This is a genomic window from Marinibaculum pumilum, assembly GCF_042646425.1.
Taxonomy (GTDB): Bacteria; Pseudomonadota; Alphaproteobacteria; order Ferrovibrionales; family Ferrovibrionaceae; genus Marinibaculum; species Marinibaculum pumilum.
The window spans coordinates 874,280-887,557 of the sequence record NZ_JBHRTR010000028.1 but is presented as its reverse complement, the minus strand read 5'-3'; the positions used below and the strand labels follow the sequence as shown (position 1 = coordinate 887,557).

Below are 13,278 nucleotides of genomic sequence, written 5' to 3'. Positions count from 1 at the left end.
ACGCTGCCCCGCATCAAGTTGCAACGATCCGGAACGGGAGGAACGTGGATGATCGGCGTGATGGCGAAGCTGAAGGTGAAGGACGGCCAGGGCGATGCCTTCGAGGCGGTGGCGAAGCTGCTGGTGGAGGCGGTGAACGCCAACGAGCCCGGCAACCTGATGTACCGGCTGTACAAGGCCGAGGAGCCGAACACCTACATCTTCATGGAACGCTACCAGGACGAGGCCGCGCTGGAGGCGCATCGCAAGTCGCCGCACTACGGCGAGCATGGCAAGGCGATGGGTGCCTATCTCGATGGCCGCCCCGAAGTCTCCATCATGCCGGAAGTGGCCTGACACAGGGCGCTCCGAACGATCCCGGCCGGAAGCACCGGCCGGGACCGCACCATCTCCGCGGTCAGACGGCCGCGATCACCATGATCTCCACCTTGAATTCCGGCAGCGCGAGGGCTGCCTCGACACAGGCCCGCGCCGGCGGATTGCCCGGCGCCACCCAATTGTCCCAGACGGTGTTGAAGGCCTGGAAATGGGCCATGTCCGTCAGCCAGACCTGCGCCTGCAGCAGCTTCGACTTTTCGGAACCGCATTGTGCCAGCAGGCGGTCGATCTTCTCCAGGATATTGGCGGCCTGCTCCGCCACCGACTTGTCGCCCGGATTGTCGGAAACCTGCCCGGCCAGATAGATCACGCCGTTATGGACCACGGCATGGCTCATACGCTGGCTGACCTCGTGACGTGCGATCGTCATCGTCTCTTCCCCTCTTCTGGATTTGCTCTCATCTGGACTGGGCTTGCGGCGGCGCGCAGGCACTATAGCGCCGCGGGCCGGCACCGCCATGCGCTTGCCAGCGGCAAGCAACAGGCGGCAGCATACGGCGGCAGCATGCAGCGGCGGCATACGGCGGAATTCGGCCGGCGGGACGGCATCACGGGACAGAGCAGCGAGAGGGGCGGGATATGGATCTGGGATTGCGGGGCAAGCGCGCCATCGTCACCGGGGGAACGAAGGGAATCGGCCGGGCGATCGCCGAGACCCTGGCTGCGGAAGGCGCGGATGTCGGCATCTGCGCCCGCACCGAAGGCGATATCGCGCCGGCGCTGGAGGCGCTGCGCAGCCATGGCGGCAAGGCCGAAGGCAGCGCCGTCGATGTCGCCGACGGCGACGCCCTGCAGGCCTGGGTGGCGGACATGGCGTCCCGCCTGGGCGGGCTGGACATCGTCGTCGCCAATGTGAGCGCGCTGGCGATCGCCGATGACGAGGCCGGCTGGCAGAACGGCTTCAAGACCGACCTGATGGGCACGGTCCATCTGGTGCAGGCGGCGCTGCCCTTCCTGGAGAAGAGCGCGGCCGGCGCGATCGTCACGATCTCCAGCGTGTCGGGCCGCGAGATCGACTTCGCCGCCGGCCCCTACGGCGCCTTCAAGGCGGCGATCGTCCACTACACCCAGGGCCTGGCCCACAAGCTGGCCGGCCAGGGCATCCGCGCCAACACCGTCTCCCCCGGCAATACCTATTTCGAGGGCGGCGTCTGGAACCAGATCGAGACCGGCAATCCGGACTTCTTCCAGCAGGCGCTGGCGCTGAACCCGACCGGCCGGATGGGCACACCGCAGGAAATGGCGAATGCCGCCGTCTTCCTGGCCAGCCCCGCCGCCTCCTTCATCACCGGCACCAACCTGGTGGTTGACGGCGCCCTGACCCGCGGCGTGCAGCTGTAGGCCGGGCGCCTGAGGGTCAGGCCGGGTCGCCCGCCCCTTTCTTCCGGCGGGCCGCCCGGCGCCGCAGCATGTTGAGCCCTTCCACCAGGGCGGAAAAGGCCATCGCCGCGTAGATATAGCCCTTCGGGATATGCGCGCCGAAGCCCTCGGCCACCAGCATGGTGCCGATCAGCAACAGGAAGCCCAGCGCCAGCATCACGATGGTCGGGTTCGCCTCGATGAAGCGCGCCAGCGGGCCGGCGGCGACCAGCATCACGGTGACGGCGACCACCACGGCAACGACCATGATCGGGATATGGTCGGTCATGCCGACCGCCGTGATGATGCTGTCGATGGAGAAGACCAGGTCCAGCAGCAGGATCTGGAAGATGACGGCACCGAAGCTCAGGCTGGCAACCTTCGCGGCGCTCGCCTCATCCTCGTCGGCGGGATCGACATTGTGGTGGATCTCCTTCGTCGCCTTCCAGATCAGGAAGACGCCGCCGGCGATCAGGATCAGGTCGCGCCAGGACAGGCCGTGGCCGAACAGTTCGAACAGCGGCTCGGTGAGCTGCACCATGAACGCCACGCTGGCCAGCAGGACCAGTCGCAGGACCAGTGCCAGGCCGATGCCGATCCGCCGCGCCCGCGCGCGGGTCGCCTCCGGCAGCTTGTTCGTCAGGATCGAGATGAAGATCAGGTTGTCGATGCCCAGCACCACCTCCATCACGATGAGGGTGGCGAGCGCCGCCCAGGCGGCAGGGTCGGCGGCGAGGTGCAGGAGGTAGTCCATGACGACTCCGATGGCGTGCCGGGGAACCGGCCTGGTTGGTTGCCTGGCCGGCAAGGGCAACCGCGGGAAGGGAACCCGCCCGAACGACCGGCTCCGCTGTGAAGGCTGCCGAGAGGTACGGTCTGTCACCTGCGGATGCAACCGGGGAAGAACAGCGCGCCAGCGGCTTCGGTTCCGCTGCGCTCGGACCGGTCCGCGACCGGTCCCGGGCCGGCCGGCGGTTGCATCGCCGGCCCCGGTTCTTTAGGACTCAGGTGCAGCGCCGCATTCGCCTGAAGATGGGTTGCCGGCAAGAGAGACGACGGCGCGATGCCGCGGCCCGCCTCTGTCCGCATTGGATAGCCCATGATTCTCTCGGTCAACCAGCTGGAGGTGGCAAAGTCCGCCCTCGGGGCCGACCCCGTGCCGACCGACCACCCTGCCATGCCGCAGCTGCAGCAGGCGTTCGGCGAGCACACCTTCTACCTCGACGCCCGGGGCCTGCTGGTGTTCGAGCCGGTCCAGGAAGAGACCAGCGCCAACGACCCGGCGCGCCTCTATCTCGTCGCCGCCTGGGCGGACGAGAGCCGTCAGCAGCTCAGCCCGGTGCAGCCGCAGCCCACCGACGTCGTCGTCGACCTGGCACCGCCCGCCGACGCCTGATCATTCCAGGCGCGGGCCCGCCGCAGACGCCCGGCCGCGCCGCAATGAACACGCTTCCCCCTGCCGCCGCCTGCCGGATTCACCCTGCGGGCGGCGGCAGACCGGGATGGTTCGTCCCGATCTTCTGGACCCGCCTGCCTCAATACGACTTCGGCAGGTCCAGCACCTTCTCGGCGATGTAGCAGAGGATCAGCTGCGGGCTGACCGGGGCGATGCGGGGAATCATCACCTCGCGCATCAGCCGCTCGACATGGAATTCCCGCGCATAGCCCATGCCGCCATGGGTCATCACCGCCTGGGTGCAGGCCTTGAAGCCGGCCTCCGCCCCCAGATATTTCGCGGCATTGGCCTCCGCGCCGCAGTCGCGCCCCGAATCGTAGGCCCAGGCCCCCTTCAGGACCATCATCCAGGCCGCCTCCAGTGCCATCCAGCATTCCGCCAGGGGGTGCTGGATCGACTGGTTCTGTCCGATCGGCCGGCCGAACACCACCCGCTCCCGCGCATAGCGGGCGGCGCGGTCCAGCGCCTGGCGGCCGATGCCGACCGCCTCGGCACCGATCAGGATCCGCTCCGGGTTCAGGGAATGCAGCAGGTAGTTGAAGCCCTTCCCCTCCTCACCGATCCGGTCCTCCACCGGCACCCGCAGCCCCTCGATGAACAGCATGTTCGAATCGACCGCCTTGCGGCCCATCTTCGGGATCTCCCGCACCTCCACCGCTGCGCGATCCAGGTCGGTGTAGAACAGGGTCAGCCCCTGCATCGGCTTCGCGGTCTGTTCCTTCGGCGTCGTGCGGGCCAGCAGCATGATCTTGTCGGCGACCTGCGCCGTCGTCGTCCAGATCTTGCGGCCGTCGATCACGTAATGGTCGCCGTCGCGCACCGCGCGGGTGGTGATGGCACCGGTCTCCAGCCCGGCATCGGGTTCGGTGACGCCGAAGCAGGTCTTGGCGCGGGCGGCGATCAGGTCGGGCAGCCAGCGCTCGCGCTGTTCCTCGGTGCCGAACTGTACGATCGGATGCGGCCCGAAGATGTTGATGTGGATCGCCGAGGCCGCCGCCATGCCGCCCGGCGAATTCGCCACCTCCGCCATCATCAGCGCCGCCTCGGTCACGCCGAGCCCGGCGCCGCCATAGGCCTCCGGCATCGCGATGCCCAGCCAGCCGCCTTCCGCGACCGCCTGGTAGAATTCCTCCGGGAAGCCGCCCTCGGTGTCGCGGGCCAGCCAGTACTCCTCGCCGAAGCGGTCGACGGTGCGGCGCACCGAGGCCTGGATCGCGCGCTGGTCGTCGGTCAGGTCGAATGCGATCGCCATCTCTATACCCATGCCCCGCCGTCGGAAGAGGTACAGCCCAGGCTGCGATAGACGGCATCGACCAGCGACTGGCCGCGGCCGTTGAGCAGCAGTCCTTCGCCCAGGCGGTTCATCGCATAGCCGACAGCGATGCCGTGGTCGGGATCGGCAAATCCGATGCTGCCGCCGGCCCCGACATGGCCGAAGGCGCCGCGGCCCAGGATCGCGCTGTGGCCGTCGAACGGCACCCGGCTGCGATTGTCCATCGAGACCATGAAGCCCAGCGCGAAGCGGCTCGGCATTTCCAGGGTCGCGTCGCGCTCGGTGGCGGTGGAGACCTGGCTCATCCGGGTGACCGTCTCCGGCCGCAGCAGGTCGCCGCCCCCCTGCGCGATCGGTGCGTAGATCCGCGCCAGGGCCGCCGCCGTGCCGATGCCGTTGGCGGCGGGAATCTCGGCCGCATGCGCCTCGCGGCTGTTGATCGCGCCGCCCAGCAGGCTGCCGGAATTGTAGACGAAGTTCGCCGCCACCGAGGCGCGGTCGTGCAGCACCGCCTGCAGGAACGGCGGCAGCGGCGCGTTCGCCGGGTGGCGGTAGGGGATCACCGGCGCGACCCGGCTTTCCTCCGCCTCCGGCAGGCCAATCCAGAAGTCCAGGCCCTGGGGGTCGCCGATTCGTTCGCGGAAGAAACGGCCGACCGACATGCCGGCGGCGCGGCGGATCATCTCTCCCACTGTCCAGGAATAGGTGGTGCCGTGATAGCCGGAGCGGGTGCCGGGCGGCCAGTAGGCCGGCTCCGCCGCGATCCGGCCGGTCATATACTCCCAGTCGTAGACGCCGCCGGCCTTCAGCTTCTCGCGGAAGGCGGGCACCGAGGCGGAATGGTCCAGCATCATCCGCAGGGTGGTGCCGTCCTTGCCGCCATCGGCGAACTCGGGCCAGAGGTCGGCGACGGGCGCGTCGAGGTCCAGCGCGCCTTCCTCCACCAGCATGTGCGCGCAGATCGCGGTCACGCCCTTGGTCGCCGAGAAGACGACCGTCATCGTGTCGCGCTGCCAGGGCGTCTGGCGGTCGGCATCGGCGAAGCCGCCCCAGAGGTCGGCGACCACCTTGCCGTCGCGGATCACGCAGAGCGCGGCGCCCAGTTCGTCGCGATCCTCGAAATTGGCACGGAAGGCGTCTGCCACGGCCGTGAAATCGGGATCGACCTCGCCCGACAGGCGGCCATAGGCGCCTTCGGCGGAAAAGCGCTTCATCGGGCCGCGGTTCCGCGGCCACTGCGCGACAGCCGTCGCGCCCGGAACGATGCGGCGGTGCCGCCCATCTTGCCTTCCTCCCCCGTATTTCGGCTTGCCGCGGCCGCCAATGTCTCGAACGCCCGTTCTGCAGCGCGGCCCGCGGAAGCCTAGGTCATCGTCCGCGCGTGGTGCAATACGGCCGGTGCTGCCCCATATCAGGTCCATGGAGCTGTTCGATCATCCCGAGCATGACGGGCATGAGGCCGTCACCTTCGCCTGCGACCGGGCCTCCGGTCTGCGGGCGATCATCGCCGTGCATGACCGGACCGCCGGGCCGGCCTGCGGCGGGGTGCGGATGTGGGCCTATGCGAACGAGGCGGAGGCGCTGACCGACGTGCTGCGGCTCAGCCGCGGCATGACCCTGAAGAATGTCATGGCCGGCCTGGCCCTGGGCGGCGGCAAGGCGGTGATCCTGGGCGATGCCCGGACCGCCAAGTCGCCGGGCCTGCTGCGTGCCTTCGGCCGGGCGGTGGACGGGCTGGGCGGGCGCTACATCGCGGCCGAGGATGTCGGCATGAGCCCCGCCGACATGGCGGTGATGGCGGAAGAGACCCCGCATGTCGCGGGACGCGGCGAGGCCGAGGGTGGCAGCGGCGATCCCTCTCCCCTCACCGCGCTGGGGGTGTTCGAAGGGATCCGCGCCGCGGCGCGCCACGCCACCGGCAGCGACGACCTGGCCGATTGCCGCATCGCGGTGCAGGGCCTGGGCCATGTCGGCCTGGGCCTTTGCGAGCGGCTGCATGACGCCGGCGCGGCCCTGGTCGTTGCGGACCTGGACCGGCCGCGGCTGGCGCAGGCGCAGGTGCGCTTCCAGGCGATGGTGGTGGCGCCGCACAGGATCCACACGGTCGGCGCCGACATCTTCGCCCCCTGCGCGCTGGGCGGCGTGCTGAACGCCGACAGCATCCCGGCCCTGGATGCCCGCATCGTCGCCGGCTCCGCCAACAACCAGCTGGCAACGGCCGAGGACGGCGCGCGGCTCGCCGACCGGGGAATCCTCTATGCGCCGGACTATGTCATCAATGCCGGCGGCATCATCAATGTCGCCGCGGAACTGGGCGGCCGCTACGACCGCGCCGCGGTCGAGGTCAAGGTCCGCGCCATCGCCGACACCCTGACGGAAATCTTCCAGGCCGCCGGAGACGGCGATACGGCGGCCGTGGCCGACCGCATCGCCCTGCAGCGGCTGGCGGCGCTGCGCCGGCCGATGGACGCGGTCCCGGCCGGCTGAACGGCGGGCGCCGCCATCTCCACCGCTATTCGGCGGCCTTGGCCTGCGACAGCTGCTCCCAGTTGAAGGGCAGCGGCTGCTTGGACAGGAACTTCTTCACCGCATCCTTGTGATAGTCGGACAGCAGGCAGATCGCCTGCGCCAGGCCTTCCTGCGCGGCCAGGCTGTCATAATCCTCCGACAGGGAACGGTTGAGGATCGACTTCGTGAGGGCCAGCGCCTCGCGGCTGGCATGGGTGAAGCGGCGGGCGACGGCCTGCGCCTCGTGCACCAGTTCGTGCGGGTCGTGCAGGGACAGGACGATGCCCATGTCCCGCGCCTCCTGCGCCGACATCACGCGGGCGGAGAAGCAGAGCTCCTTCGCCCGCTGCAGGCCGACCGCGCGGGTCAGCGAATAGAGCACCGCCATGTCCGGCACCAGGCCGATGCGCTGGAACACCGCGCAGAAGGTCGCGCCCGGGGTCGCCAGCACGATGTCGGAGCCCAGCGCCAGGCTGAGCCCGCCGCCGAAGGCCGGCCCGTCCACGGCCGCGATCACCGGCACCGGCAGGTCGAAGAACTGCTTCAGCCAGCCATGCAGCTCGACGAAGTTCTGCTGCACTTCCGAGCCGGAGGAGAAGCCGTCCTTCATGCGCTGGATGTTGCCGCCGGCGCAGAACGCCCCGCCTGCCCCGGTCACCACCAGGGCACGGATCTCCGGGTCCGACTGCACCCGGGCGATCACCGTCTGGTAGTCGGCCACGATCGACGGGATCAGCGCGTTGCGCATGTCCGGCCGGTTCATGGTGTAGGTGGCGACGCCGTCGCTGAGCTCGAAAATGCCGTCCTTGAGGTCCATTGCCTTCCTCCCGCTGTGGCGGCGGGGCAGGACGGCCCTCCCGGGCCACCCGCCCAGGCCGCGTCCTTGTCCTGGCGTGGCGGCAGATTGGCTCCGCGAAGGGCGCCCGTAAAGACTGAGGGTGCAGGACCGAGGGTGCGGTGCTCAGGAGGCCATCGCCCCTTCCGGCGGCCCGGCCTTCGCCGCCATCGCGGCGAGCCAGGGCGGCAGAACCATGCGGTTGGCCGTCATGAAGGCGGCCATCGGCGCCAAAGTGCGAGCCACCGCCGGGCGGGCAACGACCCTGTCGCGCCACGCTGTCAGGCGCGACATGTCCGCACCCGGGTCTGCGCCCAGGGCCGATGCCATCATCTGCACGCAGAAGGTCGCGATATCGGCATAGCCATAGGGCCCCGCCAGCCAGTCCCGACCGGCCAGCCGCCGGTCCAGGTCGCGCTGCAATTCCCCGATCGCCGCCACGGCGGGCGCGCAGGCCTGCGCCCCGGCACCGCTGCGGCACAGGCCCATCAGGGTCAGCACGCGCGGGAACAGTACCTCGTCAGCCAGCAGCTCCGCCTGCCGGGCCAGCGAACGCTCCGCCGGGGCCGTGGGCCAGAGCGGCGGCCGGGGCCAGCGATCCTCCAGATATTCGAAAATCTGGGTCGAATCGAACAGCACCAGGCCGTCATGCAGCAGCACGGGAATCTGGCCCTTCGGATTGCCCTGCAGCACCTCATCGGGCTTCGGCGCATAGCCGTCTCGCAGGGAGAACGGCACCATGACGGTCTCGAAATCCAGCGCCTTCTCATGGGCGGCGATCACGGCCTTGGCGCCGAAGACGCTCATCGGGCCGGTGAAGATGCGCAGGAACTCGGCGGCGATCATCGGGTTTCTCCGTTCGCGTTTGGATACGAACGATCGTGCTTTTATTTAGAAAAGGCAAGGGATGCTTTCCCGACCCGCAATCCCCGCCGTTCCTTCCGGGCGGGTATCGGGAAGAGAGTCCGGCGCAAACACGCGCCGGAACCCTTGTCAGCTGTCCGATGTCTCGTGCTGCGGTGCCCGTGCGGGGGCTGCCTGGCCGGGAGCTGCCTGGCCGGGGACTGCCTGATTCGGGGGGATCGGGCTGCTGTCCGGGGCGGAGCCGGCGGAAGCCGCAGCAGCGGGTGCCGCATCTGCCAGCAGCCGGTCGAAGGCCGCATGGGCGCGGCCCAGCGCTTCCGGATCGTTCATCAGCTTCTGCATGTGCTGATAGCCCAGCGCGATGCCGATCATCTGGAACACGAACAGGTCGGGGTCCAGGTCCTTCCGGAAATCGCCCTGCGTCATCGCCTGCGCGGTGGCCCAGCGCAGCGCGCCGTGCCATTCCACCTGCGAGCGGACCAGCAGGTCGCGCACCGGGCCGGGACGCTGGACGTATTCCTGCGCCGCGGTGACGAACAGGCAGCCGGGCGCCGCCTCGCCGCCATCCAGCCAGGCCAGCCAGTGCTCGAACAGCGCCGCCACGCGGCCGCGCCCCTTCGGCTTGGCGAAGGCGGGCGTGGCGACCTGCGCGCGGAAGCGGTCGACCGCCGCCTCCAGCACCGCGATCTGCAGCGCTTCCTTGGACTTGAAATGGGCGAACAGGCCGGACTTTGAGAGGTTCAGCCTGCTGGCGAGCACACCGAGGGTGACACCTTCCAGGCCGAGTTCAACGGCCTGGGACAGGGCCTCCCCGATGATCGTCTCGCGTGTGTTGGCGCCTTTGCTCATGGCCATCCATATGCCCCGGACAGGGCTAACAAATCGCTAAATCGCGCCGCGCCCTTCCACCGGCCAGATCTCCACCAGAACATCGCCGCGCACGACATGGTACCAGTCGTACAGGTCGACGGTGGGATCGCAATGCGGCACCTGGCATTCGATCACCGTGCCGCGCGCCGGCGGCCGGGCGCCGTTCAGCAGCAGCGCGCCGAATTCGTCGCCGGAGAACCGGAAGCCGGCGCCGGCGGGCGCATTGCGCATCGGTCGCGGCGCCGGCCCGTCGGTGGCGAACCGCTTCAGCCCGCCATCTGTGGTGACGAAGCCCTCCTGGTGGGTGCTGACCACGCTGCAGGCCACGAACAGCGAGGGCCGGAACGGTGTCGCCGCCGCCTCCCGCAGGACAACGGCGTCGTACTGCACATCGGTGAAGACATAGGATCCGGTCTGCATCTCGGTGAACAGGCCTGCGCCGGCATCCAGCGCGTGGGTGCCGGTCCCGGCGCCGGTAACGATCGCCGGCGCCAGCCCGGCACCGGCCAGGCGCTGCCGGACCGCCTGGATCAACGCCCAGGGGCGTTCCATCGCCGCGCGCCGTTCCGCCAGGCCGGCAATATGCTGGACATGGCCGGCATAGGCCTGGATGCCGCCGAAGGCGAGGCCCGCCGCATCGGCGATCGCCCGCGCCAGGTCCAAAGCGGTATCGGCATCCGGCACGCCGGTCCGGTGCTGGCCGACATCCATGTCCACCAGCAGTGTCAGCGGCGCCGACGCGCCCGCCATCGCCCCGCCCGTCATCGCTGCCGACAGGCCCGCCACCGCATCCGGATGGTCGACCGTCGCCATCACCGCGTGGCCGGATCGCGCCAGCTCTGCCAGGCGCCGCAGCTTTGCGGTACCGGCGACAGGAGAGGTCAGCAGCAGCCCGCCGATCCCGCCGGCCGCCAGGGCCTCCGCCTCGCCCACCGTGGCGACGCAGATGCCGGTCGCGCCGGCATCCAGCTGGCGCCGCGCCAGGGCGACCGATTTGTGCGCCTTGGCATGCGGCCGCAGGCCGATGCCGGCCGCCTGCGCATGCGCGGCCATGCAGGCGATATTCGCCTCGGCGGCGTCCAGGTCCAGCACCAGGCAGGGGGTCTGCAGCCGGTCCCGCCCGCCCGGCTGGCCGATCAGATCGCGGTTGGGGCTGTCCTGCACACCATGTCTCCTTCCCTGGACCGGGCCCGCCATGCGCCACGCACATGCCCGCCGGCCCGGGCCTTGCCCGGACATGCCCTACCCGCCACATTGCCCCCCAGACAAGCATCTTTGGACAAGCATCTTTGGACAAGCATCTTTCCCTCAGCTGATTCCGGTGGTCATGCCTGCTCTTTCGATCCTCGACCTCGTCCGCATCACCGAAGGCAGCGATGCCGGCGTGGCGCTGAACAATGCGCGCGACCTGGCCCGGCATGCGGAGCGATTGGGCTATCGCCGCTTCTGGGTGGCGGAGCATCACAACCTCGCCAGCATCGCCAGCGCGGCGACCTCCGTCGTGATCGGCCATATCGCGGCCGGCACCAGCACGATCCGGGTCGGCGCCGGCGGCATCATGCTGCCCAACCACGCACCGCTGATCATCGCCGAGCAGTTCGGCACCCTGGCGCATCTGTTCCCCGGCCGCATCGACCTGGGGCTGGGGCGCGCACCGGGCACCGACCAGATGACCCTGCGGGCGTTGCGCCGCGCCCCGGAAAGCGCGGACTATTTCCCGCAGGACGTTCTGGAACTGCAGGCGCTGCTGGCGCCGGCGGAGCCGGACCAGGCGATCCGCGCGATTCCCGGGGTCGGCACCCAGGTGCCGCTGTGGATCCTGGGCTCCAGCCATTTCGGCGCCATGGTCGCGGCGGAATTCGGCTTGCCCTACGCCTTCGCCTCGCATTTCGCGCCGCAGCAGCTGCTGCCGGCGCTGGAGATCTATCGCAGCCGGTTCAAGCCCTCGGCCCAGCTGGCCGCGCCGCATGCCATGGTCGGGGTGAACATCGTCGCCGCCGACAGCGACGCCGAGGCGCGGCGGCTCTGGACGACGCAGCAGATGTCCTTCACCGGCCTGGTGCGCGGCCGTCGCGGCCTCAGCCAGCCACCGATTGACGATATCGAGAGCTACTGGTCGCCGCTGGAGAAGCAGCAGGTGATGCAGATGATGGCCCGCTCCATCGTCGGCGCACCCGACACGGTGGCCGCCGGCATCGATGCCCTGGTGGCGGAGACCGGCGCCGACGAGCTGATGATCGTCTCCGACATCTTCGACCATGACGCCCGGTGCCGCTCCATCGAGCTGATCGCCCAGTGCCGGGACCAGCAGGATCGGGCCGAGGGACGGTCAGCGGAAGCGGCCCTCGCGCGGCGATGACCCGGGGCCCGGGCCGGACGCCTGCCATCGCCGGCCTGCTGCTGCTTCTGCTCCTGTTGGCCGGGGCGGTGGCCGGGCCCGGTCCCGCCACAGCCCAGGCCGATCCGCCAGCCCCGGCAGAACCGACGATCGCCGTTGGCGGCGATGCGGTGTCCGACCACGCGATCCGCAACCGGCTGGCCAGCCTGTTCGAGGCGGTGGACGGCCTGTCGGAAGTGCGGGTCGCCGTCACCGACGGCGTGGTCTCCCTGACCGGCACGGTGCTGGAGCCGTCGGCGCGCGACCTTGCCGGCCGCCTGGCGGGCCGGGTGGAGCATGTCGCCACGGTGCGCAACGAGATCGCGCTCGACGACAGCCTGACCCGGCGGCTTTCGCCCGGACTGGCCCGGGTCGAGCTGCGCCTGCGGCAGGCGGTGGAGATGCTGCCGCTGCTCGCCATCGCGCTCGGCTGCCTGCTGGTCGTGGCGCTGCTGGGCATCTGGGTGTCGCGCTGGACCTGGCCCTGGGGCCGGGTCGCCCCCAATGCCTTCGTCGAGGGGCTGTACCGGCAGGCGGTGCGGCTGGTCTTCTTCGTCGCCGGCCTGGTGCTGGCGCTGGACATCGCCGGCGCCACCGCGCTGCTGGGCACCATCCTGGGTGCGGCCGGCATCGTCGGCCTGGCGGTCGGCTTCGCCGTGCGCGACACGATCGAGAACTACCTGGCCAGCGTCATGCTGAGCATCCGCCAGCCATTCCGCCCCAACGACCATGTCCGGATCGAGGGGCATGAGGGCCATGTCCTGCGCCTGACCAGCCGCGCGACGATCCTGCTCAGCTTCGACGGCAACCATGTCCGCATTCCCAACGCCGCCGTGTTCAAGGCGGTGATCGTGAACTTCACCCGCAATCCGGAGCGGCGGCTCTCGTTCCGCCTGGGGGTGAATGCCGATGCCGACCTGCGGGCGGCCGTCGCCGACGGGCTGGCGGCGCTGCGCGCCCTGCCCTTCATGCTGGACGACCCGCCGGCGGAGGCCTGGATCGACGAGGTCGGCGAGTCCAACGTGGTGCTGTTCTTCTGCGGCTGGGTCGACCAGCGGCACAGCCATTTCGGCGTCGCCCGGGGCGAGGCGATCCGCATGGTCAAGGAAGCGCTGGAGCAGGGCGGATTCGAACTGCCGGAGCCGATCTACCGCCTGCGGCTGGAGGGCGCGGAGGCGGCACAAGCCCTGGCGGCGGCACCGACACGCCCCGCTGCGGGCCGGTCCGCACCGCCCGCACCGGAACCGGAAGCGGCGACAGACGTCGCCCGGCCCGAGCCGGTGGCCCGCAAGGTGGAGGAGGAACGCCGCGCCGGCGACGGCCCGGACCTGCTGGACCGCGCGGCGCCGGAGGAATGA

General features: G+C 70.0%; 14 protein-coding genes. 6 read left to right on the top strand and 8 right to left on the bottom strand.

What is annotated here, in order from left to right:
- The first annotated feature begins 48 nt into the window (after positions 1-48).
- A complete protein-coding gene (locus ACFOGJ_RS16775) occupies positions 49-336 on the top strand; it encodes a putative quinol monooxygenase (protein ID WP_379902462.1) in 288 nt (95 codons plus the stop codon).
- A 61-nt stretch (positions 337-397) separates the two neighbouring features.
- On the opposite strand, the gene ACFOGJ_RS16770 is transcribed toward ACFOGJ_RS16775, so the two are convergent.
- Positions 398-748 (bottom strand): RidA family protein, encoded by a 351-nt coding sequence (locus ACFOGJ_RS16770; RefSeq protein WP_379902459.1) that lies wholly within the window; start codon positions 746-748, stop codon positions 398-400.
- 209 nt (positions 749-957) lie between these two features.
- Between ACFOGJ_RS16770 and ACFOGJ_RS16765 the strand changes: the two genes are divergently transcribed.
- Positions 958-1,719, top strand: coding sequence for an SDR family NAD(P)-dependent oxidoreductase (locus tag ACFOGJ_RS16765; protein ID WP_379902456.1), 762 nt, complete (start codon positions 958-960; stop codon positions 1,717-1,719).
- Between the two features lie 16 nt (positions 1,720-1,735).
- Here the strand turns inward: ACFOGJ_RS16765 and ACFOGJ_RS16760 are convergent, their stop codons facing one another.
- On the bottom strand, positions 1,736-2,491 hold the full coding sequence (locus tag ACFOGJ_RS16760; RefSeq protein ID WP_379902453.1) for a TerC family protein: 756 nt from the start codon (positions 2,489-2,491) through the stop codon (positions 1,736-1,738).
- Positions 2,492-2,836: 345 nt separating this feature from the next.
- Between ACFOGJ_RS16760 and ACFOGJ_RS16755 the strand changes: the two genes are divergently transcribed.
- Positions 2,837-3,133 carry a hypothetical protein gene (locus ACFOGJ_RS16755; protein ID WP_379902450.1) on the top strand — a complete coding sequence of 99 codons (297 nt, stop codon included), beginning with the start codon at positions 2,837-2,839 and terminating at the stop codon, positions 3,131-3,133.
- A 139-nt stretch (positions 3,134-3,272) separates the two neighbouring features.
- On the opposite strand, the gene ACFOGJ_RS16750 is transcribed toward ACFOGJ_RS16755, so the two are convergent.
- Together ACFOGJ_RS16750 and ACFOGJ_RS16745 are read right to left on the bottom strand one after the other, a co-directional pair.
- On the bottom strand, positions 3,273-4,445 hold the full coding sequence (locus tag ACFOGJ_RS16750) for an acyl-CoA dehydrogenase family protein (protein WP_379902448.1): 1,173 nt from the start codon (positions 4,443-4,445) through the stop codon (positions 3,273-3,275).
- A gap of 2 nt (positions 4,446-4,447) precedes the next feature.
- Positions 4,448-5,680 carry a serine hydrolase domain-containing protein gene (locus ACFOGJ_RS16745; protein ID WP_379902445.1) on the bottom strand — a complete coding sequence of 411 codons (1,233 nt, stop codon included), beginning with the start codon at positions 5,678-5,680 and terminating at the stop codon, positions 4,448-4,450.
- A gap of 205 nt (positions 5,681-5,885) precedes the next feature.
- Between ACFOGJ_RS16745 and ACFOGJ_RS16740 the strand changes: the two genes are divergently transcribed.
- Positions 5,886-6,953, top strand: a complete 1,068-nt coding sequence (locus ACFOGJ_RS16740) for a Glu/Leu/Phe/Val family dehydrogenase (protein ID WP_379902443.1) — start codon at positions 5,886-5,888, stop codon at positions 6,951-6,953.
- Between the two features lie 25 nt (positions 6,954-6,978).
- Here the strand turns inward: ACFOGJ_RS16740 and ACFOGJ_RS16735 are convergent, their stop codons facing one another.
- The 4 genes from ACFOGJ_RS16735 to ACFOGJ_RS16720 all read right to left on the bottom strand — a co-directional run bounded on the left by ACFOGJ_RS16735 (position 6,979) and on the right by ACFOGJ_RS16720 (position 10,707).
- The gene (locus ACFOGJ_RS16735) at positions 6,979-7,791 is read right to left on the bottom strand and encodes an enoyl-CoA hydratase/isomerase family protein (protein WP_379902440.1); all 813 of its coding nucleotides are present in this window, start codon (positions 7,789-7,791) and stop codon (positions 6,979-6,981) included.
- Positions 7,792-7,935: 144 nt separating this feature from the next.
- On the bottom strand, positions 7,936-8,655 hold the full coding sequence (locus ACFOGJ_RS16730; RefSeq protein WP_379902438.1) for a glutathione S-transferase family protein: 720 nt from the start codon (positions 8,653-8,655) through the stop codon (positions 7,936-7,938).
- A 147-nt stretch (positions 8,656-8,802) separates the two neighbouring features.
- Positions 8,803-9,522 carry a TetR/AcrR family transcriptional regulator gene (locus ACFOGJ_RS16725; RefSeq protein ID WP_379902435.1) on the bottom strand — a complete coding sequence of 240 codons (720 nt, stop codon included), beginning with the start codon at positions 9,520-9,522 and terminating at the stop codon, positions 8,803-8,805.
- A gap of 36 nt (positions 9,523-9,558) precedes the next feature.
- Positions 9,559-10,707, bottom strand: a complete 1,149-nt coding sequence (locus tag ACFOGJ_RS16720; protein ID WP_379902433.1) for a DSD1 family PLP-dependent enzyme — start codon at positions 10,705-10,707, stop codon at positions 9,559-9,561.
- Between the two features lie 163 nt (positions 10,708-10,870).
- Here ACFOGJ_RS16720 and ACFOGJ_RS16715 point away from each other — a divergent pair, with 163 nt between their 5' ends.
- The gene (locus tag ACFOGJ_RS16715) at positions 10,871-11,902 is read left to right on the top strand and encodes an LLM class flavin-dependent oxidoreductase (protein WP_379902430.1); all 1,032 of its coding nucleotides are present in this window, start codon (positions 10,871-10,873) and stop codon (positions 11,900-11,902) included.
- A gap of 149 nt (positions 11,903-12,051) precedes the next feature.
- Positions 12,052-13,278 carry a mechanosensitive ion channel domain-containing protein gene (locus ACFOGJ_RS16710; protein WP_379902427.1) on the top strand — a complete coding sequence of 409 codons (1,227 nt, stop codon included), beginning with the start codon at positions 12,052-12,054 and terminating at the stop codon, positions 13,276-13,278.

Coding starts and splice junctions, on each gene's coding strand:
- ACFOGJ_RS16760 (WP_379902453.1), bottom strand. CDS start 2,491: ATGGACTACCTCCTGCACCTCGCCGCCGACCCTGCCGCCTGGGCGGCG.
- ACFOGJ_RS16715 (WP_379902430.1), top strand. CDS start 10,871: ATGCCTGCTCTTTCGATCCTCGACCTCGTCCGCATCACCGAAGGCAGC.
- ACFOGJ_RS16750 (WP_379902448.1), bottom strand. CDS start 4,445: ATGGCGATCGCATTCGACCTGACCGACGACCAGCGCGCGATCCAGGCC.
- ACFOGJ_RS16730 (WP_379902438.1), bottom strand. CDS start 8,655: ATGATCGCCGCCGAGTTCCTGCGCATCTTCACCGGCCCGATGAGCGTC.
- ACFOGJ_RS16770 (WP_379902459.1), bottom strand. CDS start 748: ATGACGATCGCACGTCACGAGGTCAGCCAGCGTATGAGCCATGCCGTG.
- ACFOGJ_RS16740 (WP_379902443.1), top strand. CDS start 5,886: ATGGAGCTGTTCGATCATCCCGAGCATGACGGGCATGAGGCCGTCACC.
- ACFOGJ_RS16755 (WP_379902450.1), top strand. CDS start 2,837: ATGATTCTCTCGGTCAACCAGCTGGAGGTGGCAAAGTCCGCCCTCGGG.
- ACFOGJ_RS16735 (WP_379902440.1), bottom strand. CDS start 7,791: ATGGACCTCAAGGACGGCATTTTCGAGCTCAGCGACGGCGTCGCCACC.
- ACFOGJ_RS16725 (WP_379902435.1), bottom strand. CDS start 9,522: ATGAGCAAAGGCGCCAACACACGCGAGACGATCATCGGGGAGGCCCTG.
- ACFOGJ_RS16745 (WP_379902445.1), bottom strand. CDS start 5,680: ATGAAGCGCTTTTCCGCCGAAGGCGCCTATGGCCGCCTGTCGGGCGAG.
- ACFOGJ_RS16775 (WP_379902462.1), top strand. CDS start 49: ATGATCGGCGTGATGGCGAAGCTGAAGGTGAAGGACGGCCAGGGCGAT.
- ACFOGJ_RS16765 (WP_379902456.1), top strand. CDS start 958: ATGGATCTGGGATTGCGGGGCAAGCGCGCCATCGTCACCGGGGGAACG.